We start from the raw sequence: 25,241 nt of genomic DNA on the forward strand, positions 1-25,241 counted from the left end.
GCGGCCTCGGCAACGCGGTCTCTTTTCTTGTTTCTTGTATCAGGCGTAAATATCTATCGAGCGCGTTTCCGGAGTCCCGCCCTCGGTGCCGACCTCCCGGCCCTGCACGGCGGCGACGCTTTCCTTGCTTTCCTCGGGTGGCCCCTGTTGTTGCACCGGCCGCGCCTGCTGGACCACCTGCCCGCCAATTTTTTGTTCCTGCGGCTGATACAGCTGGCCGCCGATCATCGATCCGCTGATTCCACCGATATTCATGTCATGCTCCAATGTAGAGGGGGTCAATGCCTGCGGGGTGCCTGTGCCTGACCAGCCTTTCGCGCCACAGCCCCAGCCTGTTCCCTGTTGAGATACTATACATCAAATCAGACGATGGAGAAACCGTTTATGCGGCTCGCACCAGCATCCGCCCTGTTCCGTCCTGCTGTCGGCAAGATCGCGCCACCCGGTGCCTTGTGCAGCCTCTCTTGCCGGAAAACACGGAAACATACCGACAAAAGGCCGGAGTTGACTTTTCATCCATCGGGAATTATTGAATTTTGGTCGGATTGCCGCCCAATGCGACCGACCTCAACGGACACCACCCCTTTCCGGAATGATCCGACAGTTTTCCGCTTTTTGCCGGAGCCAGGATACACTTTTCATGGAACAAAAAAACGCGACATCGGCGACCATGATTCTGCTGACGGTCTGCATCGCCCAATTCATGGTCCCGTTCATGCTGACCTCGATCGGCATGGCCCTGCCCTCTCTGGGCCGGGAACTCGAAGCTTCGGCCATGCAGATCGGTCTGATCGAGCAGTGCTATACCCTGTCCCTGGCCATCATGTTCATGCTGCCCTTCGGCCGCCTGGCGATATCGTCGGCCAGCGGATCATGTTCCTCATGGGCCTGGTGGTTTTTACCCTGTTCACCTTGTTCCTGGGGCACGCCACCAGCATCCTCACCGTCATCGTCCTTCGCTTTTTCCAGGGATTGGGCTCCTCGATGGTCCTCTCCGGCAGCATGGCCCTGGTGGCGGCCGCCTATCCACCGCTGCAACGGGCGAGCAAGATCGGACTGGTCTCGGCCTGCACCTACGTCGGCCTTTCCACCGGCCCGGTAATCGGCAGCTACGTCACCCTTCATTTCAGCTGGCGCCACATCTTTCTCATGCCGGTCCCCATCGGCATAGCCGCAATCCTGACCTGTCTGTTCGGGATGAAGGAAATGGAGAAAAACGCCCAGGCGAGCGGATGGATTGGCCGGGGAGCCTGGTCTACGCGCTCAGCATCGGCGGCATCATGATCGGTGCCACCCATGGCAGCAGGTGGAATTCGGCGTGCCCCTGCTGGTCGCTGGGGTCGTCGCCATGAGGCTGTTCCTGGTCACGGAGAGCCGAAGCAAAAACCCGTTGCTGGATGTCAAGCTGCTGTCGGGTAACCGCTTTTTCACCTTGAGTTGTCTGGCCGCCCTGGGCAACTACGCCGCCACTTTTGGCATTGTGTTCTTCATGAGCCTCTTTCTCCAGTACGCCAAGGGGCTGACCGCGCGCCAGGCCGGGTTCATTCTCCTGCTCCAGCCGCTGATGCAGGTTCTGACCTCGCCCCTCGCAGGACGGATCGCGATCGCCAAACTGGTCACCGTAGGCATGTTGATCAGTGCCGCCGGATTGCTGCTCACCGCCATGACCATCGGCGTGCATACTCCGCTGTGGCTGGTGGGCCTGGAGCTCATGCTGATCGGCGCCGGTTTCGGCATCTTCATCACCCCCAATTCCACCGCGATCATGGACAGCGTCGAGCGGCGGCAATACGGGGTGGCCTCGGGCATGATCGGCGCCATGCGTACCTTGGGCATGGCCACCAGTTTCACCACCATTACCCTGGTGTTCTCGCTGTTTTTGGGCGATCAGGGCGTCACCGACGCCAACCTGCCACGGTTCCTGCTGGGCATGCAGACAGCCTTGGTGATCTTTTCGGCCTTTTCCTGCCTGGGAGTGATCCTTTCTCTTTGCCAGGGTAAGAGACAACCTTCGTGATTCGGCCCGCATCCCGATCAGTGACAATCGAGTGGCGCTCTAGCAGCCGAAACGCTTTGGCCATCGGCGATGGGAGCACAAAAAAGCATTTGTCGATTGTCCTCCCAGCTAACGTTTGGAGAAGAGAGGAAGGTCTGTGTCGCTCCTGTCGCGCCAAAGTGACGTGATTGGATTGGGGCACAAAAAAAGCGTTTACCGATTGCTCGATAAACGCTTGCACATGCTGTTGGCTGGGGGACAGGGATTCGAACCCCGATAAGCGGAGTCAGAGTCCGCCGTCTTGCCGTTAGACCATCCCCCAGCAGGCGAGAAGTGCGGTGAAAATAGAAAGATTAGTCCCGATTGTCAAGGGAAAACCCAATGTCCGGGACCGCCCGTTTTCCTTCTGTTCTACCCTGCTCTGACCGAGGCAAGGGAACCAAGCCTTTTCGGGCCGAGCCAATTCATCGTACTCGAATCATGCGAGACGATGCATGATGCGTCGATAAGCAAAATAGGGGTTCTTGCACGAGCAAGAACCCCTTGGGCAGATCGCTTGGTGGGCGATACAGGATTTGAACCTGTGACTTCCACCGTGTGAAGGTGGCACTCTCCCGCTGAGTTAATCGCCCTGAAGAGATCGCAAAAATACAAACAAACCACAAAGAAAATCAAGCATTTTCTGCACGGACATTTTCCCTGTCGCAAAAACCGTGCAACTGTTCCGAAAATGCGCGCTCCAGTCAGGAGATAATCAAGCCGGCATAGCCGACCACCTGGCGGATGTCACCGCTGGCCTCGCCGGAATCGGTGTATTGAACCAATTCGGCGCGGGTGGCGCCCAGCTCCAGCGCGATCAGCAGCGCCAGAGTGGTGGGGATCACACCGCACATCGAAATCCCGCTGCCGCGTACGGTCGCGTACAGGCCTTGCGGGTCAAGGGCAAGGATACGTTCGATTGCCAGCCGGTCTTTCTTGGCGGCTTGCGGCCTCGACTCGTAATGAGTCATGTCGGTCGAGGCCACGGTCAAGACCGGCTTGCCGAACTCCCGGATGGCAGCGGCCAGCCCCCTGGCTACTGACTGGCAGATCTCGAAAGACACCTGCGCAACCATCAGGGGAACGAGGTGCAATCTTGGCTGAACCTGCTGCAGGAAAGGCACCTGCACCTCGAGCGAATGTTCGGGCACATGGGCCTCGGAATCCTCGGTGATCCCGGGAGAGTGCTGAAGGATGGCCGTAGCCAGCTGCCTGTCGATCGGTACCGTTCCCATCGGCATTTGCCAATCGTCGGTGCCCAGCGCCAATGCGGCCCCCCGGCCGTGGTGATTGGGCCCCAGGACCAGAGCCGTCTCCGGTACCCGCACCCGGCTGATGGTGTTGCCGGCGGTCGCCCCGGAATAAATGTAGCCCGCGTGGGGCATGACCACCCCCAGGGCCTGCTGCTTTTCCGTCTTGGGCACGGACGGCACCAGCATTTTCATGGCGGAGTGCAGATGTTCGGGATCTCCGGGATAAAAACGGTCAGCCACTGCCGGTAGGCGCGTCATGGTTATCCTCCTGCCCTCGTGGAGATTCCACGGGAATTTGCTATTTCCCGACTTCCCAGCTCGTCCCTTCCGGACTGTCCTTCAGGACAATCCCATGCGCCAGCAGGCGATCCCGCACCTGATCGGAAGTTGCCCAATCTTTGGCCGCCCGAGCCTGATTCCGCAGGGCGATCAATTCCATGATCTCTGCTTCGCTGAGGTCGAGTCCGGCCAGGACCTTGGCCTTGGCGGCGGCGACCACCGCCGCGGGGTCGCGGCGCACCAGCCCCAGCACTTCGGCCAGTTCGCGGAAAACCGTAGCCGCGTCGCGCAGAATCCGGACATCCTGTTCCGCCGGCCGCTCCGGCAGGGTGCGCAGCAGTTTGTTCAGCGCCTTGACCGTGTCGAAGAGATGCGCCAGGGCCTGGGCGGTATTGAAGTCGTTGTCCATGGCCTGGTCAAACCGCTGGGCTAGTGACTCCAGACCTTGCCGGTCCGCGGCGGCGATGCGGCCGGACGCGTCGGACTCGCCAGCGGGCAGGGCATCAATCTGGGCCAGGCATTCGTACATCCGTTCCAGGCCGGAACGGGCATCCTGCAGGGCGGTCTCGGTGAAATCGAGCGGGTTGCGGTAATGGGTGGAAAAAATAAACAACCGCAGCACTTCCGGTTCATAGGCCTTGAGCACGTCGCGGATGGTCAAAAAATTCCCCAGCGATTTGGACATCTTCTCGTCCTTGATCGTGACGAATCCGTGGTGCATCCACAGCTTGGCAAAAGGCTTGCCCGAGGCGCCGCAGCTCTGGGCGATCTCGTTTTCGTGATGGGGAAAGACCAGATCCTTGCCGCCGCCGTGGATATCGAAGGTATCGCCCAGGTACTTGCGGCTCATGGCCGAGCATTCGATATGCCACCCCGGCCGCCCCTCGCCCCAGGGGCTGGGCCATTTCGGTTCGCCGGGCTTGGCGCCCTTCCACAACACGAAATCCATGGGGTGCTCTTTCTTCTCGTTGACCTCCACCCGCGCTCCGGCCTGCATGTCGTCCAGGCTGCGGCCGGAGAGCTGTCCATAGCCGGCGAATTTCTCCACCCGGTAGTACACGTCGCCATTGGCCGGATAGGCCATGCCCTTGTCGATCAACTCGCCGATCAGACCGATCATTTCCGCCACGTGCTCGGTGGCCCTGGGTTCGATGTCGGGCCTGAGCGTGCCGAGGGCATCCATGTCGGTATAGAATTCCTCGATGAATTTCTGGGCCAGCAAGGCGCTCTCGATCCCCTGCTCGCCGGCACGCCTGATGATTTTATCGTCGATATCGGTAAAGTTACGGACGAAAGTGACCCTATAGCCGCGGTGGCGCAAATAGCGGACCACCATGTCGAATACCAGGCCCGAGCGGGCATGGCCGACGTGGCAGTAATCGTAGGAGGTGATGCCGCAGACGTACAGTTTGACGTGCCCCTCTTCAAGAGGTTGCAGCGGCTCCTTCTTGCGGGTCAGGGTATTGTATATTTTGGGTGGCATCTGAATTTCGCGGAATGGTCGGGACAAGTTGATGGGATGATCGAATAATGTACTACAACCGGGCGAGAACTCAAAATGTTATTGCGCGTCCTGCCGGTATTGCCTGGCCACCAGGGGCAGCAGCAGCAGGCCGGGAATCGCCGCCAGGGTGCAGCCGAGAAAAAACAGCGGCCAACCGGTCAATTCGGCCAGCCAACCGGCCGGCGCGGCCACGATTACCCTGGGAATCCCCATGCAACTGGAAAGCAGGGCATACTGGGTAGCAGTGAATCGTTTGTTGGTCAGGGAGGCCATGTAGGCCGCATAGGCGCTGGTGCCCATGCCGCTGGTCAGCTGTTCCAGGACAATGGCGGTGATTAGGCCGGGCATCGAATTGCCGATCAGGGCCAGCACCGAAAAGCTGGGAATGGTGAGTGCCTGGAGGATGCCGAAAAGCCACAGACTGCGAATGATGCCGATACGGAGCAGAATAATGCCACCGAGCAGGCCGCCAGCCAGGGCCGACCAGAAACCGAACAGCTTGGCCACCACCCCGATCTGGGTCTTGCTGAAGCCCAGGGATAAATAGAAGGGGGTCGTCAGCGTCGAGGCCATCTGGTCGCCGATTTTGTACAGCAGGATGAAGAGCAACAGCCACAGTGCCCGGTCGCGGCTGAAGTACTCGACAAAGGGCTCGACCACCGCCTCCCGGAAGGTGCAGGGGGTGCCCCTGGTCAGCGGAGGTTCCCGGCACAGCAAAGTGGTGGCGACGCCCAGCAGGAGCGTGGCCGCCATCAGCAGATACACGCGGTCGAAGGCGAGATGATCGGCCAGAATCAGGCCGCCGCTGCCGGCCAGCAGCATGCCCAACCGGTATCCATTGACATAAAGGGAGCTGCCCAGCCCCAATTGATGGTCACTCAGGTCTTCCCGCCGATAGGCATCGACCACGGTATCCTGGGAGGCGGAGAACAGGGTGACGAAAAAGGCGGCCACTGCCACCAGCCACGGGGTCTGGCCGGGATCGGTCATGCCCAACCCCACGAGGGCGAAAATCAGCAGAATCTGCATCACCAGCAGCCAACCGCGCCGGCGCCCCAGAAATGGCAAGGAGAACCGGTCGAAGATCGGCGCCCACAGAAATTTGACGGTATAGGGCAATCCCACCAGGGAAAAGAAACCGATCGTGGCCAGATCGACCCCCTGGTCGGTCATCCAGGCCTGGAGCAGGGTGGAGGTCAGCAACAGCGGCATGCCGCAGGCAAAGCCCATCAAAAAGGCGACCAGCATGCGCGGCGTGAAAAATTGGCGGATCAGGTGCGTGTTCATCGTGGCCGGGGTGGATTGAAAAATCAAAAGCTCCCTTCTACCACACCCGCCCTGTTTGCAAAGGGGAATCCGGCCGGACCGACTTAGCCGGGTAAAAAAGGACAGGAAACTCAGCGCGGCGAAAACGGCTGATACAGGGGATCGCCGATCAGGACCATTTGCCAGGAGAGGAAAGGCAGGCTGACCAGATAGGTCTCGCCCAGGCTGAGGTAGCCCTCGACCAGTTGGGTGAAAAACAGCTCCGGCAAGGGAAAAGCCTGGACATAGGGTTCGTTCACCGGGCCGATGGTCGCGGCCACGCCATGTTCCAGCATGCGCTTGCACCACGCTTGCGAATCCTTTCCCTTGAGCGTCGCGCACTCGCCGCTGGCGATATGATAGCCGATGGCGCCCCGCACCCAGTCAAAGGCATCGACATAGTGCGATAGACTGTACCAACCGCAATAAAGAGCGGCCTTGGGACAGTCGCCGGGTTGAAAAAGCTGCTCCTTGTCGTCAAGCCGCACCCCCATCCGGCCGCTGGCGCGGACACCTTCCGCCGCCGCATGGATCGAGGCGTCGTACATGGCGTAGCCGTCAAGCTTGGTGTCGGCCGGCTTGGGCCACCGGGCATCGAAATAGGCCCGGCCGCGCAGTCCTTTCTGCTCGGCATACAGGGTGTCGTCGATGATCCGCCGGACCGTCGCCGGATCGGGTCCGTCCAAACGGCCCACGATCAGCACCGAATCTCGAGCCAGCTGGGTTGCCTTGCCGCCAAAACCGATAAAATACGGATTGGGCAGCCATCCGGCCAGGGGATAGTCGTCGGCCAGGACCAGGGCAAGTTCGGAATCGACCGCGGCGGCGGTTTCGCCTTTGACGCCCTGGGCTTGCGGCTCATCTTCCTGCTTGGTCGGGATCGGCAAAACAGCCAGGGGCACGCCATACATCACCACCAAGCAGCGAATGCGCCGCTCCGGGTCGAGCTTCGCCAGGGCTTGGCGCACCGGCTCCCTGATCCGCTTGTCGTATTCGTGCCGCGAACAGCGCTCGTTGGCCGCAACTCTGAGGCGGATCAAATGGTCGTCTGGAATCCGGCGCCGCTGCATGTAATATTTGGCCAATTCCAGGCTGTCGCCGACTTCCGTATTGACGACAACCGCCACCTCTTCCGGGGCAAGCGCCCAGGCGGCGGGCGGCGCCAAGTACCTGGCCAGAACCAGAAGAAGCATGATCATCAGAAGACGAGTGGCGCGGTGCATTATAATGCCTTACTGTTCAGCCCTGTTTGCCGGTGAAAAAACATATCGTACAAAATAAACGCATGCGTATGGCTGACAAGGAAAATCCCGCAGAAATACATGAGCTGCAGCAACGGTTGCACGATTGGTTCACGACCCACCAACGCCCCCTGCCTTGGCGGCAGGCCTACGATCCCTACCAGGTTTGGATTGCGGAAATCATGGGCCAGCAGACCCAGATGGATCGGGTTGTGCAGTATTTCTTGCGGTGGCTCGCGCGATTTCCCGATCTGGCCGCAGTAGCCGCCGCTCCGGAACAGGCCATTCTCAAAGCTTGGGAAGGTTTGGGCTATTACAGCCGAGCCCGCAACCTCCACCGGGCCGCGCAACAGCTGATCGCAGCCGGCGAATCCGGGATACCTGCCGACCGCCAGCGCCTGCTGGCCTTGCCCGGCATCGGTCCCTACACCGCCGCCGCCATCCTGTCGACCGCCTTCAACCAGCCCCATCCGCTCCTCGATGCCAATGTCGAGCGGCTTTTTGCCCGGCTGGCCGATATCGACCGGCCCCTCAAACAGAGCGCGACCAAAAAACAACTCGCCGCCATGGCCGAAACCCTGCTCGACCGGGACCACCCCCGAATCCACAACCAGGCGCTGATGGAACTGGGAGCTTTGGTCTGCACTCCAAGGAATCCGGACTGTCCCGTCTGCCCGCTCCAGCCGTTCTGCCAGGCCCATCGGGTCGATACCGTCGAGTTCCGCCCCGTCCCCACAGGCAAGCAGAAAAAAATCGACATCGCCATGGCCTGCGGCATTCTTCGCAAGGGCGAGGCCTTTTACATTCAGCAGCGGTTGCCCGACGACATCTGGGGCAACCTGTGGGAATTCCCCGGCGGCCGCCTCGAAGCGGGAGAATCTCCCGAACAGGCCGCCCGGCGTGAAATTCGGGAAGAAACCGGTTGGGAAGTGGGCGAACTGACCGCATTCACCACGGTCATCCACCATTACACCCGCTACCGCGTTACCCTCCACGCTTTTTTCACCCGCCTGCCCCCCACGGCCCCGGAGCCCGTTCTGACCGCCGCCAGCCACTGCGCCTGGGTATCCCTGGAGCACCTCGGCGACTACCCCTTCCCGGCCGGCCATCGCCAGCTGGTGGCAGCCCTTCGCGTCCGTTTTCCGGAAATTAGGTAAGTTTACCTATATCTATTTCTTTTTAAAAACGAATAGTTACAAAAAAATAACTAAACAAAGTACAAAATACCGGAAAAAAATAGGCATTCATAGTCGACGGTGTTAATATAAGGAAATTTAGTTCACACCCGTGGATTTTTTGCGACAATATGCCTTATAAGAACCTGACACTTTCCAACGCCGAAGACGAAGTCCTGCGGCTCAGCACCAACTGGCAGACCTTGCTCGACGCCATGCCGGAGATGGTGTTTTTGCTTCGCGACGACGGCACCGTCCAGTACATGAACAGAAGCGCCAAGACGTGCTTTGGCAATCCGTGCCCGCAGTCTGTCCACGAAAGCCTGAAAGAGGCCCGCAACAATTACCGGGAGAAACTGCATCCCGCGGCGCCCAATGGCGAGGGGACCATCGTCGAAGACCTCATCGCCTCCACGCCGGTGGAATATTCCGCGGTTCCTTTTGTCGGCTACACCGGCGAGCAATTGATCATGCTGATCATGCGCGACATCACCCAGCGCAAGAATTTCGAACGCGAGCTGCTCCAGTTCAACACCAGCATCGAAACCATTCTGGAACAAAAAATCAATGAATTGCAGGCCAGCGAGGAGATGCGGCTACGCCTTTCCCGCCAGGTCAACAGCCTCAAGAGCCAGCTGGGCCATTACCACAAGGCGGACAAAATGGTGGGCCGCAGCCGCAAGATGCGCGAACTGCGGGAAATGATCCATCAGGTGTCGAGTTCGGACGCCACCATCCTCATCACGGGCGAATCCGGTACCGGCAAGGAATTGGTGGCCAACCTAGTCAAGGCCACGAGCACCCGCGACGACAAGCCGTTTCTGAAAATCAACTGCAACGCCATCAACGATTCACTGCTCGAGGCCGATCTGTTCGGGTACGAGAAAGGGGCCTTCACCGGCGCGCAAAGCCGCAAGATAGGCAAATTCGAAGTGGTGGACGGCGGCACCATTTTCCTGGACGAAATCGGCGACATCAGCCCAAGGATGCAAGTCGCCCTGCTCCGCGTGCTGCAAAACGGCGAAATCATTCGGGTCGGCGGCACGGAACCGGTAAAGGTCAGTGTCCGGGTGATCGCCGCCACCAACGTCGATCTCGCCCAGGCGGTCAAGGAGAAAAAATTCCGGCTGGATCTCTACTACCGGCTCAACATCATCAACATCGACATCCCCCCGCTCCGCGAGCGCAAGGAAGACATCGTCGAGCTGGTTTCCCACTTTGTCAACCACTACCGGGAGGCCTTCAAGAAAGAGATCGATTTCGTGCCCAAATCGACCATCAACCGGCTGCTGGCCCATGACTGGCCGGGCAACGTCCGCGAACTGGAGAACCTTATCCAGCGCGCGGTCCTCATGGCCAAGGGCAAGATGATCACCGAAACCGATCTGATCTTCGACCAGGATCCCGGCATGACCCCGGAAAAGGCCGAAAGCTTCGATATCGACGAGAAGCTCGGAGCCCTTGCCCTCAAGTCCATCGTGGCCGATTTCGAGGCCGCCATCATCCAACGCGCCCTGCACAAGTACAACGGCAACGTCTCCACCGCCGCCAACCAGCTCAAGATCGGCAAAACAGCCCTGTACGACAAAATCAAGCAGCACGGCATCTCTGCCAAGAGCATCAAGCAGTCCAAGAAGAGTAACTGATCGCGCCCGCGGCCGCACCCCGATCGGGTACGCCACAGGCGGTTGTTCAGAACAGCAGAAATTCCTTGAACTGGCCGCGCAGGCAGTGCTGCGAAGCCATGGCCGAGGAATAGGCCCCGGCGTTTATCAAGGCCAGGTGGGTGTGGTCGGCCAGGTCGGGCAGTTGGGCATTTTCATACCATACATCCAAGGCTTCGTTGATGTTGCCGACCACCTGGGCCGCCAGGCGCGGACCGTCCGCATCGCGGAGCGGCAACGGCAGAAACGGCAGGCTGTAGTGGGCCGGCTCCGGGGCGATGTTGAAACCGGCGTCGACCCCAACGAACAGCACATCCTCTTTCCGCTCGACGTAGGTTTTCTCCACCAACAGGATGCCCGCATCCTTGACGATGTAATCCCCCGGCTCGATTTCCACGTGCAATCCCCTGTCACCGAACTGGCGCCGGAGCACGTCCGCCCATTGCCGCAGATCAAGAGGTTGGTCGGCGGCCACATGGGGCACTCCCAGGCCGCCGCCGATATTGACCCGTTCCACCTCCCCCGCCGCTTCCACGAATCGGAGACAATGACCGATAATCCGCGAAAGCTGCTCCAACTGCGGGGTCAGATAGCCGCAGCCGGTATGAAAATGGATCTTGACGACCCTGAGATCGTACGCCTTGGCCGTTGCCAGGGCCTCGGCGAACTGTTCCTCGTAGATGCCGAACTTGGTAGTGACCGCGCCGGCATAGTGGAGCTTGTCGTTGGCGGCCCGGCCGATTCCCATGCCGGGGTTGACCCGCAGGCCGATGGCGGTGCCGGGCTTGCGCGCGCCCCAGCTCCGGATGGCATGCAGGGAATCGCAATCCATGAACAGGCCGTCGTAACGGGCGAGCAAACCCAGATCCCGCGCGGAGAGGCTGGTTGCGGTAAAGGAGATCTCCTCGGGCGAGAAACCGCAGCTCACCGCATGCTCGACCTCTGCCGGCGAACAGGCATCGATGCCGCACAGGCCGCTTTGCTTGAGGAAGGTCAGCAGCGGCGCGAACCGGTTGGCCTTCATGGCATAGTAGAGCGAAAACCGACCGGCCAGTCCGGCGGCGGCAAGCACGCCATGCAGCCGGTCGAGGTTCGCCCGGATCCGGGCAGCGGAATATACGAAAGATGGCGTGCCGAACCGATCAGCCAGGGCCTGGACCGGCCGGCCGGCGAAAACGAGGCGTCCGTCCCGGTAGCCCAGATCCTCCCGTTGCCACCAGGGCAAAGAGGCGTCCGGCATCAACGCAGGCCCTGGTTGAGCTGGGCCAGGTAATCGGGCGGAATGATCTCCCCGCTGATCATTTCCTTGCGGCCGGTGATCCAGCCGCGACAGCAGTCGGCACCGCAGGAACAGGGAAATTGCTTGAACAGCACGTCCTCGGTTTCGGCGTAATCCATGTACAGGTAGTTGTTGGCCGGAATATCCCTGAGGGCCACGACGATCAAATCCACCATGTTCAGCGAAATATTGGGCGAGCAGGAATGAAGAAAAAATCCGGAAAAATAGGGGTCGTACAGATGAGTATCCGGTGAGAGTTGCAGGGTGTGTTGCCTGATATCGTGGACAACGTGCCCGGCCATCCTGGCGATGACCTCGCCTTTATTGAAGCCACGGTAGGTCATTACGCCCCGACCGACCGCATCGTCTTTGAACACCACCGCGAAATCAGAGTTTTTGGGAAAGAGCGGATCTTTGCCGAACAGGTCCGGGTACAACATGAGCGTTTTCCTCGAATGTGGAAGTACAGACTGCATCAACAGCGCGCTGTTGCATGGGAAAAGGCAGCCATATAAAAGCAGTGCTCTATACAGCTCTTCCGAGTCCTTGGCAAGGACTATAAACAGGTGGGCATAAAAAATAATTTACCATTTAACGTGTTAATATTACTCAAAAAAATATGAGCACCGTCTTGACGTCAACCGGGATGGGGCGGCAGCCATCAGACTCCGGATGAAAAAGAAGCGCAAAACGTTTTCAACCGCTCCGGACTCCGGTTCGCACCACCTGGCATTCAAGCGAAAAAATCGTGCAATTGCCAGGAGATATAAACATTTTCCTTGCACCGCCAACCAATCCCGGTACCATTGTTCAAAAGAAGGCATTCCCTCATTTCCCCACAGTAGGCCGGAGGTTCTCCATGTCAAACTGGTTTGTTGCCGCAGACGGCAAATCCCTGGGCCCTTTCACCCTGCAACAGCTTCTTGGCGGCCTGGCTTCGGGCCAATACAACGAGACAACCCTGGTCTGGCGCGACGGCTTTGCCGATTGGCAACCGGCAGGCAAGGTGGCGGAACTGCGGACCGGCCAAGGCGCCCCTGTTCCCCCGCCGGTCTTTGGCCAGGAAGCGCACGAAATCGACTACACCATTTTCGGCAACGAGATGCAGTTCGTCGAAATCGAGCTGGATCCCCAGGAAAGCGTCGTTTCCGAGGCAGGGGCGATGATGTACATGCACGATCAGGTGGCGATGGAAACGGTGTTCGGCGACGGCTCCCGTTCCGGCAATTCCGGCTCCTTCCTCGACAAGATGCTTGGTGCCGGCAAACGGCTGATCACCGGCGAAGGCCTGTTCATCACCATGTTCACTTTCATCGGCAGCGGCAAGGGCAAGGTGGCGTTTGCCGCTCCCTATCCGGGCAAGATCATCCCATTGGAACTCACCAAATACAACGGCCGGATCGTCTGCCAGAAGGACGCTTTTCTCTGCGCGGCCAAGGGCGTTTCAATGGGGATTGCCTTTCAGAAGAAAATCGGGGTGGCCATGTTCGGCGGCGAGGGCTTCATCATGCAACAGCTGGACGGCGACGGCCTGGTCTTCGTCCATGCCGGCGGCACCATCGTCGAAAAAGAACTAGCGGCCGGCGAACTTCTGCGGGTGGATACCGGCTGCCTGGTGGCCCTGACCGGCTCGGTGGAGTACGACATTGAATTTGTCGGCAATATCAAGTCAGCAATCTTCGGCGGCGAAGGCTTCTTTTTCGCCACCCTGCGCGGACCGGGGCATGTCTGGCTGCAATCCCTGCCCTTCTCCCGCCTGGCCGGACGCATCTGGGAAGCCGCACCCCAGACCGGGGGCGGCGGCAAGGGTGAAGGTTCGGTGTTGGGCGGCCTGGCCAATATCTTTGAGCGATAAACATTCTATCGCCACCGGCGGGCAGGAAACCGGCGCATTCCCCCTGCCCGCCGATATCGCCTTCAGCGCTGTTCTTCGAGAAACGACCGCATTCCTTGGCTGATGCCGAGGCGTTCCGCCAGTTGATCGAGCCAGGCCCGTTCCGCCTCGGTATCGATGGTGATGGCGGCGACGGCCAACATGTACATGGTTTTCGCCACCGCCGGGTCGTCGATGCCCGCGACCAATGCCTCGAGGCGCTGGGGCCGATGGAGTTCCTCCAGCAGAAACATTTTTTCTTCCTGGGTCAATTCCGCGCCCCGCAGCCGATCCAGCACGGCCCTTTCCTCGTCGGCGTCCATGCCGCCGTCGGCGTGGGCGGCGGCCACCATGACCTGGATCATACGCGTTGCCAGTTCCCTGGCCCCCAATCCTCCGGCCGGCAGCGCGGCCGCATTCGGCACCTCGCCCCCGGGCAAAAGCGGACTAGATTGGGCGGCTTGAGTCGCTATCGGCGGCGGGGGAGGTGGCACGGAACCGCCCATGCCGGCACCTGGCGGAGGAGGAGGCTGCGTTTGGCCGCCGGCCGAGGACTGCTGTTTTTGCTGTTGCAATATCTCATAGGCGCCGACACCGAGACCGATGAGCGTCATCAAACCGGAACCGGCTCCCAGCCCGCCCAGCTTCGAGGCCTTGCCGCCTCCCCACGAACCGCTCTTGCCGACCACTTCGCCGACCATCTTTCCCAACAGCTTTTCCACATCGAACATAGTCTCACCTCCTGCTGAAATCTGTTGCATCGCGGCGGCTCGACGGAATCGCCAGACCTCCGGCTTCCGAGCCCCTTCCACCCAACCAACCAACCTCGCTTCCACGAAAAATTCGGCTTGTCTCCAGGGGTTATGATAGCGTATAGTCAAGTTGTAAACTATACCATTTTTTCCTGTTGCTTATGTTGACGGCCACCTCTTTTGCCCACTCCTCCCTGAACACCGCCTACGACCGCAGCGGACGGACGGACGTTTCGCTGCGCTCGGAGCCGGTGCGTCCCGTGGCGGTCCTCGGCGACCAGGGGAGCACAAGCGTCGACACCTATCGAGATCAAGTGAGTCTGTCGGCGGCAGGCATCGAAAAATCGAGGAAAAACGGAGACTCCGGCAAGGAGGGCCAAGCGGCAGCCGGAGAGGCGAAAACCGATGGCGCGGCGCAGGAAAAAGGCACTTCGGCCGGTTCCCAGGAGTTGACCGCGGCGGAAACGAAGATGATTAGGGAGCTCCAGTCCCGCGACCGCGAGGTGAGGGCGCACGAGATGGCGCATCTTGCCAGCGCCGGACAGCACGCCCGGGGCGGCGCCAGCTATACCTACCAGCAGGGACCCGACGGACGGCAGTATGCGATCGGCGGCGAGGTGCCAATCGACACCGGCAAGGCAGCCACGCCGGAAGAAACCATCGAGAAAATGGAAGCGGTCAAGCAGGCCGCCCTGGCTCCGGCCGAACCCTCGGCGGCCGACCGCGCCATTGCCGCCACCGCCGCGGCCACGGCAAGCCAGGCCCGCCAGGAGTTGCAGGCCCAAAAGGCCGCCGATGTCCGCCAAGAGATGGATAACGACGCTCCGGACAATCGGGACGACCAGCCATCTTCCTCTGTTCGTTCCGCAGCGGCAAGCGAGGAACACATGCCGGTAGACGTATTCGCCTGACTCGCCCTCCCCAGCCCAACCAACGGCACCAGCCATGCAAGCCAGCGACTATCTCGACGACCTCTTTGCCTATATCGACCGTTCCCCGACCGCCTACCATGCGGTGGCAAACAGCGCGGCCCTGCTGCAAAGCCGCGGATTCCGACGCCTGCGCGAGGCCGACACCTGGGGTATCCTCGCCCCGGGCTCCTATTACCTCACCCGCAACGACGCCAGCCTGATCGCCTTCACCCTGAGCCACAGCCCGCAAACCGGCACCCCGCTTCGGATGGTCGGCGCCCACACCGACAGCCCGGGCCTGAAGATCAAACCCAACCCCATCCAGATGCGGCACGGCTGCGTCCAGATAGGGATCGAGGTGTACGGCGGCGCCCTGCTCGCTCCCTGGTTCGACCGCCCGCTGTCCATCGCCGGCCGGGTCAGTTGGAGCGGAAACGACGGCATCTTGCGATGCAGCCTGATCGACTGCCGGCGGCCCTTGGCGGTCATCCCCAGCCTGGCCATCCATCTCGACCGCGAGGCCAACGACAAAAGAAGTATCAACAAGCAGACCGACCTGGTGCCGCTGGTGGCGTTGTCGACTGCAACCGTACCGCCGGATTTCCACGCCCTGCTGCGCGACGAACTTGCCGGCCGCCACCCCGAAGCCGCCCAGGCGGCCATTCTGGCCTTCGATCTGTTCCTCTATGATACCCAGCCGTTGGGCCGGGTCGGTCTGCAAGGCGAATTGATCACCGGCTCCCGGCTGGACAACCTGCTTTCCTGCCACGCCATCCTCCAAGCCTTGGTGCAATCCGGAACCGACCGGAACCGGCTCATTATTCTCAACGATCACGAGGAGGTGGGCAGCGTGTCCGCCGCCGGGGCGCAAGGCCCCTTCCTCCAGAGCGTGCTGGAACGCCTGTACCCCGACACCGACCTGCGCCGGCAGGTGATCGCCGGCTCGCTGTTCGTCTCGGCGGACAATGCCCATGCGGTGCATCCCAACTTTGCCGCGAAACACGACCCCGAACATTTGCCTCGGCTCAACGGCGGACCGGTCATCAAGGCCAATGCCAATCAGCGATACGCCACCGATTGCCTGACCGGTGCCCTATTCCGCCGTTTCTGCGACAAGGCCGGCGTGCCCTGCCAGCAGTTCGTCATGCGCAACGACCTGGCCTGCGGTTCCACCATCGGTCCCCTCACCGCGGCCGAAATCGGCGTTGCCACGGTCGACGTGGGCGTGCCGCAACTGGCCATGCACTCGATCCGGGAAACAGTCGGCCATCTCGACGGCTGGTATCTGCTGCGGGCCCTGGCCGCATTCTTCTCGGCAGAAGACCAAGGCATCCGCTGCCCCGAAATCAATCCCTGAAGCTCTCCCTCTCTTACCTGTCCGCACCGGCAACACCGCAAATTTCCGGCACGTTTCGCCTTCTCCTTTCCCGCATCCTTGCCGGCCGAAGCCGCTGTTTATGGCCGTCGCCCGACGTATTATTAAAAATAATTTATGCAAATAAAAATTAATTTTTATTTAATTTCCCTTGCCCGCCATCCCTTGTCGCGGTACGATTTTTGATCGTATTCATTCTCGTCGCGGGGCTTATTCACGCCGGAACGACAGCCCCGGCCCGCATTACCGCCTCCAGCGGCAGACAACCGTAGCCACCTGCGCCGCCCATCCGGCCAAGAGGTTTGCCATGCCACTCAAAGCCAAAAAAATCCAGGTGCTGCAGATCCTGTCGCAGAATTTGCGGAACCCGAGCCCGCAATTGGTCGACTCCGACCACATTGCCAACCACTTGAACCTCAGCATGTCCGAGACGCATCTGCTGCTGAAAATCATGAACGACATGGGCGTGATCGAGAGCAACGTCGATCACCGCCTGTCGCTGATCACCCGCAAGGGCCTCCAATACCTGGAACGGCAAAGCGTCAACTGATCGTCCCCGCCAGCTCATGACCGAACATCATCACCAGAGTTACGACCACTATATCAAGGCGTTGATGGATATCAGCCAGGCGGTCACCTCGGATCTTTTCCTCGAGGATATTTTCAAATTGATCGTCATGGTGGTCGCCAAGGTCACCGGCGTCGACATCTGCTCGCTGTGGCTGATCGACGAGAACTCCACGCCGCCCAAGATCCGCCTCAAGGCCACCCAGGCCATTGAGCCCGAATACATGATCGATCGTTCGCTCAATCTGGACGAAGGCGTGGTGGGATACGTGGTGTCCACCCAAAAGCCCCTGATCATCGCCGATGTCCTGCAGTGCGATATTTTCAAGGAAAAGGCCATGGCCCGGAAACTGGGCCTGGTTTCCATGATTGGCGTCCCCCTGCAAGGCAAGAAGGAAAAAATTATCGGCGCACTCAATTGCTTCACCTCCGCCCCACACGATTTTTCCAGCACCGACATCAATCTACTCACCGCGGTGGCCAACCAGGCGGCGGTGGCCATTCGCAACACCGAGTTGATCATCAACACCAAGATCATCGAAGAAGAGCTGAAGGCGCGGAAAAAAATCGAACGGGCCAAGGAAATCGTCATGGAGCGCCAATCGCTCAACGGCGACGATGCATACAAATGGATGCGGAAGCGGAGCATGGATTTGCGCAAAACCATGCTGGAGGTGGCGGAAGCCATTTTGCTCGCCGACGAGTTGTACTGAACCGACAATCGATTAAAATTTATTTGTTGACAAATAAATTAAGTTTGAATAAAGGAATTACGTAGAGACCGGGTGCACAATGGCGTGCATCCCTCCTCAGTTTCGCATATTCCGACACGACAAAGGCGTCTGTCTCCCTTTACGGGGGCAGACGCCTTTTTTTTTCGGCATGTGCGCTCACGCTGGCAGCGCTAGTACCTTTTTTTTGAAACAACTCGTCCCATAAAAGAACCGATTGCCACTAAAATTCAGCCGACTCCATCTCGGACGGCATTTTGCTGAAATTTCTTGAAATTTCTCCCTTTTGCGTTCGTAGAAATGACAAACGGGGGACGTTCGGTACAATGACAACGCTCACCACATTGTCATCTCGAACGCCGCAAGAGAGCTCATTGCAATCAACCGGCTCTCACAGCCGTAAAGAACAACGCCGAGTTTCCGAGTTGGAACCTGGCTGAAGTTCGCTGGCAATCGGATTAAGAAAACTAAGGAGGAAAGCCATGCGTTTTGCGAAAAATAACGATGTATTGGGAACCACCAACAGGGGTAATCCTGCGGAATCCGGACTGTGCACCCTGTGCCGTGCCGACTGCATGGGCCAATGCGAGACCTGGAAATCGAGCCTGGTCGGAAGAAAGCTGCTCTATCCCCGCGATTTCGGGGTGGTCACAGCCGGCGCCAACAATGTCACCCATGTGGGCGTGTCCTACAACTCCCTGCGTATCCAGGGCTACGCCTACGGTGCCCAGGGGCTGCCCGAGGGATTGCCCAACGATCCGGATAACTGTATTTTTCCCAACGTGGACCTGACCACCGAGTTCGGCAACGAGATCAAGACCAAATCCCGCCTGCCCCTCATGACCGGCGCCCTGGGCTCGACCTTCATCGCCGCCAAATACTGGGATTCCTTTGCCGTTGGCGGCGCCCTGATCGGTATCCCCATCGTAGTCGGCGAGAATGTGGTCGGCGTGGACAAAAACTCGGAGATCAAGAACGGCAGAATCTCCAAGGCCCCGGAACTGGACCGGCGCATCGACACCTATCTGCGCTACCATGACGGCTACGGCGCCGTCATCGTCCAGTTGAACGTCGAGGACACCCGCAACGGCGTGGCCGAGTACGTGGTCGAGAAATACGGCGACCGCTGCATCGTCGAGTTGAAATGGGGCCAGGGCGCCAAGGATATCGGGGGCGAAATCCAGGTGACGAGCATCAACTATGCCCAATTCCTCAAGAATCGCGGCTACATCGTCGACCCGGACCCGAGCCTGCCCGAAGTGCAGAAGGCCTTTGAAAAGAAAGCGATCAAGGCATTTGCCCGCCACAGCAGGCTGGGCGGCACCAACCTCGAAACCGTGGACCTGGTCCGCGAGGATTTCATGAGAACGGTCGATTATTTGCGCAAGATCGGCTTCAAGCGCATCTCGCTCAAAACCGGCTCTTATGGCATGGAAGAGTTGGCCATGGCCATCAAGTTCGCCTCCGAAGCCAAGCTCGACTTGCTGACCATCGACGGCGCGGGCGGCGGTACCGGCATGAGCCCCTGGAACATGATGCAGAGCTGGGGCGTGCCCTCGATCAACCTGCACGCCAAGGCCTACGAGTACGCCAGCCTCCTCGCCGCCCAGGGCAAAAAGGTGGTCGATCTCTCCTTTGCCGGCGGCTTTGCCCTGGAAGACAGCATCTTCAAGGGGCTGGCCCTGGGCGCGCCCTTCACCAAACTGATCTGCATGGGCCGCGGCATCATGATCCCCGGCTTCCTCGGCGCCAACATCGAAGGGGCGCTCCATCCGGAGCGGCGTGAAAAGGTCAACGGCAACTGGGACAAGCTGCCGGCCAGCATCGCCGCCATGGGCAACTCGGCGGAGGAGATCTTTGCCTCCTATTACGATGTGGAAAAGAAGGTGGGCAAGGACGAGATGAAAAATATTCCGTTCGGTGCCGTCGCCATGTGGACCATGGCCGACAAGCTGGCTTGCGGCCTGCAGCAGCTGATGGCCGGGGCCCGCAAGTTCCGGATGAACACCCTCAGCCGCAACGACCTGTTTGCCGGCAACCGGGAAACAGCCAAGGAAACGGGCATCACGTACATCACCGATGCCAACGACCAGAGCGCCAAGAAAATTCTTGCCGCGTGAAATGTAGTACGGCTTCATTTCCGGGCGGGGCTCTCCCGCCCGGATCGAGGCCGAGCCCTATTTGACGATCAACCAGAGCAGTTCGGCCGTTGTTTCGTCGGCATTTTCCCACTGCTCCGGCGAATCCGTTTTCAGATAGATGAGATCGCCGGCCACCGCCTCCTGCCGTTGGCCGTTCACCCAGAACACCAGGGTTCCCGCCAGGACATAGCCCAATTCGTCGCCTTTGTGGCGAAAAAAATGCCCCACCACCTTTCTGCCGGGTTCGATCCTGAGCAGATACGGTTCGGTTTCGGCATCCCGGATGGACGGCGGCAGCAGCCGGATGCCCTCGACCTGGCCCCTGGCGGCGCCTTCGAGCCGCGCCCCCACCCCGTCGCCAAGGCGAAACACGCACCTCGACCAGCCGGCGGCTTGCGTCCCCTCGAAAAAATAGCCCACATCGACCGCAAGGCTCTCGGCCAGGCGAAACAGCGCCGGTATGGACGGATAGATAAGGTTTTTTTCCACCTGGGAAATGCTGCTCGGCGTCACCCCGATTTTCTCGGCCAAGTCCTTTTGGCTGAGCCCTTGCTTCTTCCGCATCGCCTTGATTCTCCCGCCCAAATCCAGCCGTTCCGGCAGCGGCTTGGGCAGTTCGAAAACGATTTCGGTACCCGTGCAGGTGAAGGATTGCGGCTCGTTGAGAAAACGCGAGTTGCGTTTCTCGGCCTTGATGATCTTCAGCGCCGGCTTGTCGTTCTTGATGGCCAGATCGATGGCCACCTGGGTTATCTTGTTGATATTGGCCCGCAGGCGGCTGGAATGGGCATCCTTCTCGACAATCCAGTAGGCGATGGTGTCGAGTTCGTACAGGCGGGGGCAGGTGCGGGCGTAGAATTTCATCACCTGCTCCTCGCCGCCCCAGAGATCCTGCATGCCGGTCAGGCTGTCGATGATGAAGCGGGTGTCGCCGGATAGGTTGGCATGCAGCCCGTAAATGGCCTCGGCCACCTGGCCAGGGTGCGTCGGATCGTTGACCCGGATGACCTGATAGGGCCATTGGGCTCCGTCCTTTTCATAAAATTTGCCGAATACTTCGGAGCGATCGCCTTTGCCGTTGGTGAAGCAGTCGAGGATGGTAAAATTCTGGCTTTCGGCCAGCGGGCCGAGGAAAGTGACGACGTTTTTCGGCGACCGGTCGAAGCTGACGTAGATGGTCGGCTTTTTCAGGGCCAGCGATTCGCGGATGAAGTGGATGCAAAACACCGAGGTCAGGCTGCCCGCATCCTCATACCACAGGACATTGTCGCCGATGTAGAGGTCGCCGAGCAGATTGTCGAGCTGGGCAATGCCCGAGGAAACCGGTTTCTTCTTCATCATCTCCATACCGTGCCCATCCTCCTCATTTGGCCGCGTGCGCCATGGTCCGCATGTAGTCGTCGTGCCGCTGCATGCGATCGTCGAGCAGCTTGTTCTCCACGAAGCCGCAGGTGTTGACCTTGCAGTACGCCCCGTTGGAGACGAAATTGTACACCATGGCCGGGATGTCGTAGTGGTGGACCACCGCGTATTTTTTCGGTTTGCCCTCCTCGATGACCATGATCCGGTTCATGTTCAGGCTTTCGTTGCTGTTGTCGAGATAACGCAGTTTCTGGAAGCTTCTTCGCCCGTGCTGTCCCGGAGGCAGGTGGTCGCTCACCAGGATGATCAGACTTTTGGGATCGAGCTCGATCAAGCGGTTGACGTAGTCGGCCACGGCCTGGGTGCGGTAGTACATTTGATTCGCCCCCCGCTCGAGCTGCTCATCCTCGAAGTCGGAAATCATCTTCAGTACCTTCGGCCGTTTTTCCTCGTTTATTTTGTGCGGGAAGTGGCCGTAGATGGTCAGCACGTAGTTGAAAAGCGGCGGCGCGTTCTTTTCGTGCAGCAGCTTGGCAACATAGTCGAGATTCTGGGAGAAGATGACGCTGTCGAACATATATTCCCCTTCGCCGGTGGTATCGCCCTTGATCAAATAGGTATCGTTGCCGCCGGCAAATTCGCGGGGAAAGAACATCTTGCCAAAGCCCATGCCCCGGTAGGCGTTGGGCGTGTTGAAGAAGCTGGGGTTAAAGGCGTTGGAGGCCATGGTCTGGTAGCCGGCCAACTCCAGCTTACCGGGCAGGCAGTAGGCTGAGGCCCCGGTGAAGCTGTTGAACTCCACCCCGCTCATTTCCTCGAAGGCCGGCACGCCGCACAGCACCTCGAATTCAGCCTGGGCGGTCTTGCCGCCCACCACGGGCGAAAGCGAAAAGCCCCATTTGTTGCCGAACAGCTTCCTGAAACTCGGATGCAGCGGGTTCTTGGTGTAGGTGGCGCCCTTGAACAGGGTGGGATCGAAGAAACTTTCCATCACCACCAGGTGGACATTGCGCTTGGGGCCGCCGCTTTCCTTGAGCCAGGTGGCAAATTGCCTCGCCTGTTCTTCGTACTGGGCGCGGTTGCGGAACAGCTCGGTCTTGACCTGGGCCAGATGCCGCTCCGCCTCGCGGTAGAGCAACATCATGAAGCGGCCGTTGTTCTCCAGGGTGTCCTTGTCGGACCAATCGACAATCTCCTGGCCCACCTTGCGGTACATCTCGATATACTGCCCGGGATAGTAGACCGTGGCGGCGATCAGCAGGGCCGGCGGCAACGCCCCGGACACGATGACCCTATACTTGCGATAGTCGATCGACCAGAGAAAGAATCCCAGCGGCAGCCCGACCAGGAACAGCAGGCCCAGGAGATACGGCCAGGTCATCACCTCGATCAACTCGGGCACCTCGCCCAGCTCCGCAGCCCGAAACACGTTGCTGTACATCAAAAAATAAATGTCCTGGCCAAGATAGGCCAACAACAGGGGCAACGCCGCCAGCAGCGCCTGCCAGCGGGATGGACGCAAGATGGCGTTGAAATAGCAGTACAGGTAGAACAGGAAAAACAGCTCCAGATATTCCTTCTTGAGGTATGCTCCCCGGACCTGATCCAGGGGGAACAGCCACATCGACCGGATCTCGATGGCTCCGAACATGCCCCCCAGTCCGCCCAGGTGCAGGATGAGCAGAGAGTAGGCGTAGACCCCGATGATGAAGGCGGTGTAGCGGTTGAAAAGCAAAAAAACGATTGCACTGACGACACCCCGCGCGGTTTTGCGCGCGATTGCCGCGATCATGTGGATTACAGCCATGGATTGTTTGCAGAGAAAACGGATGGAGTGAAAGATGGCCCACGTCTCGGGCACGAACCGACCGGTGCAGCATTGGGGTGGGTCCATTGATGGCAGACACTATCGTAAGAGAAAAATGATCCGTCAACAGATATTTTACCACCTCGGCACGGCCGCCGTCTCCTGGCTTTTTGCGCTCTGCCGTCGAACCTGTTTGACAAGCGCCCGCCGGTTCAGTTAATGGTGAGCACCGAATTGTACCCTGTTGCTTGCCCGATTTTCAAGAAAAGGACAAACATGACCGCCACCCTCATTCAGCGCACCGCCTCGGCCTACACCTATCCCCTGCTGATCAAGAACCTGTTGCTTGCCCCGGCGGTCGACAACCCGGACCAGGAGATCGTCTATCGCGATCAGTTGCGCTACACCTACCGGGATTTCCGCAAGCGGGTGCATCGGCTGGCCAACGCCCTCACCGCGCTGGGGGTCAAGCCGGGCGACACCGTGGCGGTGATGGATTGGGACAGCCATCGCTATCTCGAGTGCTTCTTCGCGGTGCCGATGCTGGGGGCGATCCTCCACACCATCAACGTCCGGCTGTCGCCGGAGCAGATCCTCTACACCATCGACCATGCCGAGGACGACTATCTCCTGCTCAACGACGAGTTCCTACCGATCATCGAGCAGATCAAGGGCCGCATCGACACGGTCAAACGCTATGTCCTGCTCTCCGACCTCGACCATCCGCCCCAGACCTTTCTCCCCCTGGCCGGGGAATACGAAGCGTTGCTGGCCCGGGCCGGCGATCATTTCGATTTCCAGGATTTCGACGAAAACACCCGGGCCACCACCTTTTACACCACCGGCACCACCGGCATGCCCAAGGGCGTCTATTTCAGCCACCGCCAGCTGGTGCTGCACACCCTGGCCAACCTGATCGCCCTCGGCACCCCGACGAGCCAGGGAAGAGTGCATCAACAGGACGTTTATCTGCCCCTGACCCCCATGTTCCACGTCCACGCCTGGGGGATGCCCTATGTCGCCACGACGCTCGGCATCAAGCAGGTGTACCCCGGCAAATACGCCCCCGGCCCGATTCTCCAGCTGGTGGCCCGGGAAGGGGCGACCTTTTCCCATTGCGTGCCCACGGTCATGCACATGCTGGTCAACCACCCCAGCTTCGAGGAACTCGACCTGTCCGGCTGGAAGGTGCTGATCGGCGGCTCGGCCCTGACCAAGGCCATGTGCAAGAAGGTGCTGGACCGCGGCATCGACGTGTTCACCGGTTACGGCATGTCCGAGACCTGTCCGATCCTCACCATTGCCCATGTCGACCGCGACGATCTGAACGAGGAGGAAGAGGTGACCCTGCGCTGCAAGACCGGACGGCCGATTCCGCTGGTGCAGTTGCGCCTGCTGGACGAGCAGATGAACGAAGTGCCCCACGACGGCGAGCAGGTCGGCGAGGTGGTGGTGCGGGCGCCCTGGCTGACCCAGGGGTATCTCAAGGACCAGCGCAATTCGGAAAATTTGTGGAAAGGCGGCTATCTGCATACCGGCGACGTGGCCAATATCGATGCGCGGCGCTATGTCAGCATCACCGACCGGATCAAGGATGTGATCAAGACCGGCGGCGAATGGCTCAGTTCGCTCGAACTGGAGGATGTGATCGGCCTCCATCCGGCCGTGGCCGAAGTGGCGGTGATCGGCATGCTCGACAAGAAATGGGGCGAACGGCCCCTGGCCTTGGTGGTGCCGAAAAAGGATGCGGTGCTCCCGACGCCCCGGCAGTTGGTGGGCCACATCAACCAGTTCATCGACAAAGGGCTTTTGTCCAAGCAGGCCATGCTGCTCAAGGTCCGATTCGTCGAATCCATCGACAAGACCAGTGTGGGCAAGACCGACAAGAAAACCTTGCGCGTCAAGCACCTGGGATAGAATCCCCCCCCGCATGGCGGGTGGAGAAGGCGGCCGGGGCAATGTCCCTTACGGTCGCCTTTTTTTTGCC

Annotated in this window: 21 protein-coding genes and 2 tRNA genes; 11 read left to right on the forward strand and 12 right to left on the reverse strand. The window is 59.7% G+C overall.

Going from position 1 to position 25,241, the window contains the following annotated elements; genetic code table 11:
• Positions 1–39 precede the first annotated feature (39 nt).
• Positions 40–255 (reverse strand): hypothetical protein, encoded by a 216-nt coding sequence (locus RMR13_RS04315; protein ID WP_310599412.1) that lies wholly within the window; start codon positions 253–255, stop codon positions 40–42.
• Positions 256–873: 618 nt separating this feature from the next.
• On the opposite strand from RMR13_RS04315, the gene RMR13_RS15370 reads away from it, so the two are divergent.
• A complete protein-coding gene (locus RMR13_RS15370) occupies positions 874–1,284 on the forward strand; it encodes an MFS transporter (protein ID WP_409070258.1) in 411 nt (136 codons plus the stop codon).
• A gap of 22 nt (positions 1,285–1,306) precedes the next feature.
• Positions 1,307–2,017 carry an MFS transporter gene (locus RMR13_RS04325; protein ID WP_310599413.1) on the forward strand — a complete coding sequence of 237 codons (711 nt, stop codon included), beginning with the start codon at positions 1,307–1,309 and terminating at the stop codon, positions 2,015–2,017.
• A gap of 227 nt (positions 2,018–2,244) precedes the next feature.
• On the opposite strand, the gene RMR13_RS04330 is transcribed toward RMR13_RS04325, so the two are convergent.
• The 6 genes from RMR13_RS04330 to RMR13_RS04355 form a co-directional block, all read right to left on the reverse strand.
• Positions 2,245–2,318: transfer RNA gene (locus RMR13_RS04330), tRNA-Gln, on the reverse strand.
• A 235-nt stretch (positions 2,319–2,553) separates the two neighbouring features.
• A tRNA-Val gene (locus RMR13_RS04335) sits at positions 2,554–2,628 on the reverse strand.
• A gap of 111 nt (positions 2,629–2,739) precedes the next feature.
• Entirely contained in the window at positions 2,740–3,546 is an 807-nt protein-coding gene (gene amrB, locus RMR13_RS04340) for an AmmeMemoRadiSam system protein B (RefSeq protein WP_310599414.1), read from the reverse strand.
• Between the two features lie 40 nt (positions 3,547–3,586).
• Positions 3,587–5,050, reverse strand: a complete 1,464-nt coding sequence (cysS, locus tag RMR13_RS04345; RefSeq protein ID WP_310599415.1) for a cysteine--tRNA ligase — start codon at positions 5,048–5,050, stop codon at positions 3,587–3,589.
• 78 nt (positions 5,051–5,128) lie between these two features.
• Positions 5,129–6,358, reverse strand: coding sequence for an AmpG family muropeptide MFS transporter (locus tag RMR13_RS04350; RefSeq protein ID WP_409070259.1), 1,230 nt, complete (start codon positions 6,356–6,358; stop codon positions 5,129–5,131).
• A gap of 110 nt (positions 6,359–6,468) precedes the next feature.
• On the reverse strand, positions 6,469–7,599 hold the full coding sequence (locus RMR13_RS04355) for a TIGR03790 family protein (protein WP_310599417.1): 1,131 nt from the start codon (positions 7,597–7,599) through the stop codon (positions 6,469–6,471).
• Positions 7,600–7,667: 68 nt separating this feature from the next.
• Between RMR13_RS04355 and mutY the strand changes: the two genes are divergently transcribed.
• Complete coding sequence (gene mutY, locus RMR13_RS04360; RefSeq protein ID WP_310599418.1) at positions 7,668–8,774, forward strand: A/G-specific adenine glycosylase; 1,107 nt, start codon at positions 7,668–7,670, stop codon at positions 8,772–8,774.
• A gap of 149 nt (positions 8,775–8,923) precedes the next feature.
• On the forward strand, positions 8,924–10,438 hold the full coding sequence (locus RMR13_RS04365; protein WP_310599419.1) for a sigma 54-interacting transcriptional regulator: 1,515 nt from the start codon (positions 8,924–8,926) through the stop codon (positions 10,436–10,438).
• A 46-nt stretch (positions 10,439–10,484) separates the two neighbouring features.
• Here the strand turns inward: RMR13_RS04365 and RMR13_RS04370 are convergent, their stop codons facing one another.
• Both RMR13_RS04370 and RMR13_RS04375 read right to left on the reverse strand, forming a co-directional pair.
• Positions 10,485–11,696, reverse strand: coding sequence for a diaminopimelate decarboxylase (locus RMR13_RS04370; RefSeq protein ID WP_310599420.1), 1,212 nt, complete (start codon positions 11,694–11,696; stop codon positions 10,485–10,487).
• The gene (locus RMR13_RS04375) at positions 11,696–12,175 is read right to left on the reverse strand and encodes an SET domain-containing protein-lysine N-methyltransferase (protein ID WP_310599421.1); all 480 of its coding nucleotides are present in this window, start codon (positions 12,173–12,175) and stop codon (positions 11,696–11,698) included. Before RMR13_RS04375 ends, RMR13_RS04370 begins: the two co-directional genes overlap by 1 nt.
• 419 nt (positions 12,176–12,594) lie before the next feature.
• On the opposite strand from RMR13_RS04375, the gene RMR13_RS04380 reads away from it, so the two are divergent.
• Positions 12,595–13,590, forward strand: coding sequence for a TIGR00266 family protein (locus tag RMR13_RS04380; RefSeq protein WP_310599422.1), 996 nt, complete (start codon positions 12,595–12,597; stop codon positions 13,588–13,590).
• 62 nt (positions 13,591–13,652) lie between these two features.
• Here the strand turns inward: RMR13_RS04380 and RMR13_RS04385 are convergent, their stop codons facing one another.
• Positions 13,653–14,339 carry a DUF533 domain-containing protein gene (locus RMR13_RS04385; RefSeq protein ID WP_310599423.1) on the reverse strand — a complete coding sequence of 229 codons (687 nt, stop codon included), beginning with the start codon at positions 14,337–14,339 and terminating at the stop codon, positions 13,653–13,655.
• 182 nt (positions 14,340–14,521) lie between these two features.
• Here RMR13_RS04385 and RMR13_RS04390 point away from each other — a divergent pair, with 182 nt between their 5' ends.
• From RMR13_RS04390 to RMR13_RS04410, 5 genes are all read left to right on the forward strand, one after another.
• Positions 14,522–15,271: a putative metalloprotease CJM1_0395 family protein gene (locus RMR13_RS04390; protein ID WP_310599424.1), complete on the forward strand. Its 750-nt coding sequence runs from the start codon at positions 14,522–14,524 to the stop codon at positions 15,269–15,271.
• Between the two features lie 34 nt (positions 15,272–15,305).
• Positions 15,306–16,628: a M18 family aminopeptidase gene (locus RMR13_RS04395; protein ID WP_310599425.1), complete on the forward strand. Its 1,323-nt coding sequence runs from the start codon at positions 15,306–15,308 to the stop codon at positions 16,626–16,628.
• A 325-nt stretch (positions 16,629–16,953) separates the two neighbouring features.
• Positions 16,954–17,196 carry a hypothetical protein gene (locus RMR13_RS04400; RefSeq protein ID WP_310599426.1) on the forward strand — a complete coding sequence of 81 codons (243 nt, stop codon included), beginning with the start codon at positions 16,954–16,956 and terminating at the stop codon, positions 17,194–17,196.
• A 16-nt stretch (positions 17,197–17,212) separates the two neighbouring features.
• Positions 17,213–17,926: a GAF domain-containing protein gene (locus tag RMR13_RS04405; RefSeq protein WP_310599427.1), complete on the forward strand. Its 714-nt coding sequence runs from the start codon at positions 17,213–17,215 to the stop codon at positions 17,924–17,926.
• 500 nt (positions 17,927–18,426) lie between these two features.
• Complete coding sequence (locus RMR13_RS04410) at positions 18,427–20,064, forward strand: glutamate synthase-related protein (RefSeq protein ID WP_310599428.1); 1,638 nt, start codon at positions 18,427–18,429, stop codon at positions 20,062–20,064.
• A gap of 57 nt (positions 20,065–20,121) precedes the next feature.
• Here the strand turns inward: RMR13_RS04410 and RMR13_RS04415 are convergent, their stop codons facing one another.
• The gene (locus tag RMR13_RS04415; protein ID WP_310599429.1) at positions 20,122–21,426 is read right to left on the reverse strand and encodes a helix-turn-helix domain-containing protein; all 1,305 of its coding nucleotides are present in this window, start codon (positions 21,424–21,426) and stop codon (positions 20,122–20,124) included.
• 22 nt (positions 21,427–21,448) lie between these two features.
• Positions 21,449–23,254 carry an LTA synthase family protein gene (locus RMR13_RS04420; protein ID WP_310599430.1) on the reverse strand — a complete coding sequence of 602 codons (1,806 nt, stop codon included), beginning with the start codon at positions 23,252–23,254 and terminating at the stop codon, positions 21,449–21,451.
• A gap of 276 nt (positions 23,255–23,530) precedes the next feature.
• On the opposite strand from RMR13_RS04420, the gene RMR13_RS04425 reads away from it, so the two are divergent.
• Positions 23,531–25,171, forward strand: coding sequence for a fatty acid--CoA ligase (locus RMR13_RS04425; protein ID WP_310599431.1), 1,641 nt, complete (start codon positions 23,531–23,533; stop codon positions 25,169–25,171).
• Positions 25,172–25,241 lie beyond the last annotated feature (70 nt).

This window comes from Desulfobulbus sp. (genome assembly GCF_031547805.1).
Classification (GTDB): Bacteria; Desulfobacterota; Desulfobulbia; order Desulfobulbales; family Desulfobulbaceae; genus Desulfobulbus.

Coding starts and splice junctions, on each gene's coding strand:
- RMR13_RS04315 (WP_310599412.1), bottom strand. CDS start 255: ATGAATATCGGTGGAATCAGCGGATCGATGATCGGCGGCCAGCTGTAT.
- RMR13_RS15370 (WP_409070258.1), top strand. CDS start 874: ATGTTCCTCATGGGCCTGGTGGTTTTTACCCTGTTCACCTTGTTCCTG.
- amrB (WP_310599414.1), bottom strand. CDS start 3,546: ATGACGCGCCTACCGGCAGTGGCTGACCGTTTTTATCCCGGAGATCCC.
- cysS (WP_310599415.1), bottom strand. CDS start 5,050: ATGCCACCCAAAATATACAATACCCTGACCCGCAAGAAGGAGCCGCTG.
- RMR13_RS04350 (WP_409070259.1), bottom strand. CDS start 6,358: ATGAACACGCACCTGATCCGCCAATTTTTCACGCCGCGCATGCTGGTC.
- RMR13_RS04355 (WP_310599417.1), bottom strand. CDS start 7,599: ATGCACCGCGCCACTCGTCTTCTGATGATCATGCTTCTTCTGGTTCTG.
- mutY (WP_310599418.1), top strand. CDS start 7,668: ATGGCTGACAAGGAAAATCCCGCAGAAATACATGAGCTGCAGCAACGG.
- RMR13_RS04365 (WP_310599419.1), top strand. CDS start 8,924: ATGCCTTATAAGAACCTGACACTTTCCAACGCCGAAGACGAAGTCCTG.
- RMR13_RS04370 (WP_310599420.1), bottom strand. CDS start 11,696: ATGCCGGACGCCTCTTTGCCCTGGTGGCAACGGGAGGATCTGGGCTAC.
- RMR13_RS04375 (WP_310599421.1), bottom strand. CDS start 12,175: ATGTTGTACCCGGACCTGTTCGGCAAAGATCCGCTCTTTCCCAAAAAC.
- RMR13_RS04380 (WP_310599422.1), top strand. CDS start 12,595: ATGTCAAACTGGTTTGTTGCCGCAGACGGCAAATCCCTGGGCCCTTTC.
- RMR13_RS04385 (WP_310599423.1), bottom strand. CDS start 14,339: ATGTTCGATGTGGAAAAGCTGTTGGGAAAGATGGTCGGCGAAGTGGTC.
- RMR13_RS04390 (WP_310599424.1), top strand. CDS start 14,522: ATGTTGACGGCCACCTCTTTTGCCCACTCCTCCCTGAACACCGCCTAC.
- RMR13_RS04395 (WP_310599425.1), top strand. CDS start 15,306: ATGCAAGCCAGCGACTATCTCGACGACCTCTTTGCCTATATCGACCGT.
- RMR13_RS04400 (WP_310599426.1), top strand. CDS start 16,954: ATGCCACTCAAAGCCAAAAAAATCCAGGTGCTGCAGATCCTGTCGCAG.
- RMR13_RS04405 (WP_310599427.1), top strand. CDS start 17,213: ATGACCGAACATCATCACCAGAGTTACGACCACTATATCAAGGCGTTG.
- RMR13_RS04410 (WP_310599428.1), top strand. CDS start 18,427: ATGCGTTTTGCGAAAAATAACGATGTATTGGGAACCACCAACAGGGGT.
- RMR13_RS04415 (WP_310599429.1), bottom strand. CDS start 21,426: ATGATGAAGAAGAAACCGGTTTCCTCGGGCATTGCCCAGCTCGACAAT.
- RMR13_RS04420 (WP_310599430.1), bottom strand. CDS start 23,254: ATGGCTGTAATCCACATGATCGCGGCAATCGCGCGCAAAACCGCGCGG.
- RMR13_RS04425 (WP_310599431.1), top strand. CDS start 23,531: ATGACCGCCACCCTCATTCAGCGCACCGCCTCGGCCTACACCTATCCC.